The 3,897-nt window shown below is 73.5% G+C and carries 2 protein-coding genes and 1 pseudogene; 2 read left to right on the forward strand and 1 reads right to left on the reverse strand.

Features of this window, described 5'->3' with window-relative positions; genetic code table 11:
• Positions 1-440 (reverse strand): annotated as a pseudogene (locus tag EAD98_RS00665) (hypothetical protein); the annotation flags it as partial.
• 370 nt (positions 441-810) lie between these two features.
• Between EAD98_RS00665 and EAD98_RS00670 the strand changes: the two are divergent.
• Together EAD98_RS00670 and smc are read left to right on the forward strand one after the other, a co-directional pair.
• Positions 811-1,005 (forward strand): hypothetical protein, encoded by a 195-nt coding sequence (locus EAD98_RS00670; protein ID WP_007456482.1) that lies wholly within the window; start codon positions 811-813, stop codon positions 1,003-1,005.
• Between the two features lie 368 nt (positions 1,006-1,373).
• Positions 1,374-3,897 (forward strand): chromosome segregation protein SMC (gene smc, locus EAD98_RS00675; protein WP_121652161.1); only part of this gene is annotated, 2,524 nt, incomplete at its 3' end.

The raw sequence follows: 3,897 nt of genomic DNA on the forward strand, positions 1-3,897 counted from the left end.
ATGCCGAGGCTCACCACGAGCGTGGCCGCCGCGGCGGCGCCGCCGATCATCAGCGGCCGACGCCAGCGCCGCGGCGAGCGGTGCCGCCCCTCGCCCGGCCGGCCGACGCCGGTCGGACCGGTCTGCCAGTCGTCGGTGGTCTCCGCACCGGGGGCGTCGCCGCGCCAGCCGCCGGTCAGCTCGTCCTCCTGCTGGTACGCGGGCTCGTACGCCGGCCAGCCGGCGGCGTGGTCCCCGGCGGGGGCCGCCGGTTCCTGCTGCCAACCGGCGGCGGGCTGCGTCCGCTGCCACTCGTCTCCGGGCTGGTCGGGGTCGCCGTCACCGAACAGGTAGGCCGAGCGAGGTTCCGGTCGATCCCTCAGCCAGTCCGGCTCGTCGGTCGGCCGCTCGGCGCGCCGGGGGGCGCCGTTCGGGTCCATCGGGTCGGTCCAGCCGTACACGCACTGCCTCCACGGGATCGGTTGCGGGCCGGGGTGACGCTACGACTCGCCCACGACCTGCGGCAACGTGGCTAAGGAAGAGTTAAGGGGAAGTCGGACGCCAGGGTGCGGACTTCCCGGAATTCCGGCGTACAGTAAAGGCGTCCGGACAGAGAGTGTCCGTGCCTTGAGGCAGCCCCCCGACAAGTGGACAGGTCGACGTAGAGATGATCTACGGCCTGCGAGAACTTGACGAAGGAGGGGTTTGCGGCTCAATATATAGGTGTCGCCAGTCGCGCCCGGTCATGCCCAGATACAGCTGGAATGACAGTCGCGTATGAATGGGCGCGCGTTGGCCGGCCTTTCCGGCAGCGCATATCAAGGAGTCAGCATGGCGAAGGCCCTCTACGGCCACGTAGGTGCAGCGCCCGACCGGCGTCTGCTCGACGAGGTCACCCGACTGCGTGCCAGGGTTCAGGCACTGGAGTTCGAGATCACGCGTCTGCGCGCCGACAACGATCGGCTCGCGGCGGCTGCGGCGGAAGCGGACGACCTGCTTCGTCTGGCCGAGCCGGCGCTGACCTGATCTTCGGGGTCGGAAAACTGAATCGCACCATCGCAAAAATGCGCGCCGACACCTGTGTGCCGGCGCGCAACGCTGTCCGGCCCCTTTCCCGGTCGGCTATTTATGATCTTGTCTCGGGCGGCGCTGGAACCGCGCCGGTTGTTTCCGGAAACGCGTCGGTCGACTTACTGATCATGAACGGTGTTTGTCTTTCTCGCCGCGTCCCGAACAACGGCGCCGTCGGTTCACGCTCGCGTCCCGCGCTCCCGACCGCCGCGCTTCGGGGCGGGTCGCGTGCCCGACCGCTCCCGCCACCGGGTTAGTCTGCGGGTTCACCAGGTCCGCGCAGCCGGCGACGGTACGGCGGCCACCGGACGAGGATCGAGAAGGTGTATCTCAAGAGCCTGACGGTGCGGGGCTTCAAATCCTTCGCCTCCGCCACGACGTTGAAGCTGGAGCCCGGGATCACCTGCGTGGTGGGCCCGAACGGCTCCGGCAAGTCCAACGTCGTCGACGCCATCGCCTGGGTGCTCGGCGAACAGGGCGCCAAGGCGCTGCGCGGCGGCAAGATGGAGGACGTCATCTTCGCCGGCACCGCCGGCCGGGCGCCGTTGGGCCGCGCGGAGGTCACCCTCACCATCGACAACACCGACGGCGCGCTGCCGATCGAGTACACCGAGGTCTCCATCACCCGCCGGATGTTCCGCTCCGGCGAGAGCGAGTACGAGATCAACGGCAACACCTGCCGGTTGCTGGACATCCAGGAGCTGCTCTCCGACTCGGGCATCGGCCGGGAGATGCACATCATCGTCGGCCAGGGCCGGCTCGACGGCATGCTGCACGCCAAGCCGGAGGATCGCCGGGCGTTCATCGAGGAGGCGGCCGGCGTCCTCAAGCACCGCAAGCGCAAGGAAAAGGCGCTGCGCAAGCTCGACGCGATGCAGGTGAACCTCAACCGCGTGACCGACCTGACCGCCGAGCTGCGCCGCCAACTCAAACCGCTGGGCCGGCAGGCGGAGGTGGCCCGGCGGGCCGCCGCCATCCAGGCCAATCTGCGCGACGCCCGGTTGCGGCTGCTCGCCGACGACCTGGCCACCCTGCGGACCACGCTCGACCGGGAGATCGCCGACGAGACCGCGCTGCGGGAGCGGCGTGAGCAGGTCGAGGCCGAGCACGCCGAGGTGCAGGGTCGGCTGGGTGAGCTGGAGGCCGCGCTCGCCGAGGACGCTCCGCTGCTCGCCGCCGCCCAGGACACCTGGTACAAGCTGTCCGCCCTGCAGGAACGTTTCCGCTCGATCGAGCAGCTGGCCCGGGAACGGCTGCGGCACCTGAGCGCCACCGGCGACGACGAGCGGACCGGCCGCGACCCGGACCAGCTGGAGGCCGAGGCCGAGCGGGTCCGCGAGCAGGAGGAGGAGCTGCGCGCGGCGCTCACCGACGACCAGATCCGGCTGGCCGAGGCCGTGGAGCACCGCCAGGAGCTGGAACGTCAGCTCGCCGCCGCCGAACGCGAGCTCGTGGCGGCCGCCAAGGCCATCGCCGACCGGCGCGAGGGGATGGCCCGGCTCACCGGCCAGGTCAACTCGGCCCGGGCTCGGACCACCAGCGCCGGCGAGGAGATCGAACGGCTCGCCGTCGCGCACGCCGACGCGTTGGGTCGCGCCGAGCAGGCGCAGGCCGACCTGGACGCGGTCTCCGCGCAGTCCACCGAGGCGGACCGGGACAACGCCGACCTGGACGCCCGGCACGCCGAGGCGGTCGCCGGCCAGGACCGGGCACAGGCCACCGTCCGGTCGCTGGCCGACGCCGAGCGGGCGGCCGAGAAGGACGCGGCCACCTGGAAGGCCCGGGAGGAGGCGCTCTCCCTGGGCCTGCGGCGCAAGGACGGCGCCGGCGCGCTGCTCGCCCGAGCCGGCGACGTGCCCGGCCTGCTCGGCAGCCTCGCCGGGCTGCTCACCGTCGCCCCGGGCCACGAGGCCGCGCTGGCCGCCGCGCTCGGTGGCCTCGCCGACGCGGTCGCCGTCAGCGGGGTGGACGAGGCCGTCGAGGCGATGCGACTGCTGAAGATCTCCGACGCCGGCCGGGCCGGCCTGCTCGTGGGCAGCCCGGCGGGACCGGGCATGACCGGCTCCGCCGACGCCCTGCGCCCGAAGCTGCCCGACGAGGCCCGCTGGGCCCCCGACCTGGTGGAGTGCAGCGCCGAGCTGCGTCCGGCGGTGCACCGGGCGCTGCGCGACGTGGTGCTCGTCGACGACCTGGCCGCCGCGGCCGACCTGGTCGCCGGCAACCCCGAGCTGCGCGCGGTCACGCCGGACGGGGACGTCGTCGGGGCGTACGCGGCGGCCGGCGGGTCGGCCAAGGCGCCCAGCTACATCGAGGTGCAGGCGGCCGTCGAGGAGGCCCGCAGCAACCGGCTCACGGCCGAGCGCGCCGGCGCGGAGCTGCGCGACCAACTCGTCGAGGCACGCGCCGAGGTGGCCGCCGCCAAGGAGGCCGTGCAGCACGCCGCCGCCGAGAAGCGCGAGGCGGAGAGCCACCGCAACGCCGCCGCCCGTCGACTGGCCGAGCTGGGTGCGGCGGCCCGCTCGGCGAAGGCGGAGACCGACCGGCTCGGCGAGTCCCGGGCCCGCGCCGAGGCGGCCCGGCAGCGGGACCTCACCGCACTCGCCGAGCTGGAGGAACGGCTGCGGCTGGCCGAGGAGACCCCGGTCGACGCCGAGCCCTCCACCGAGGACCGGGACCAGCTCGCCGCGATGGTGCCGCAGGCGCGGCAGAACGAGATGGAGGTCCGGCGCGCGGTGCGTACCGCTGAGGAGCGGGTCGCCTCGATCGCCGGCCGGGCCGACTCGCTGGCCCGCCAGGCCACCGCGGAGCGGGCCGCACGGGAACGCGCCGCCGCCCGGCGGGCCGCCC

It is taken from the genome of Micromonospora sp. CV4, from assembly GCF_003667455.1.
Lineage (GTDB): Bacteria > Actinomycetota > Actinomycetes > Mycobacteriales > Micromonosporaceae > Micromonospora.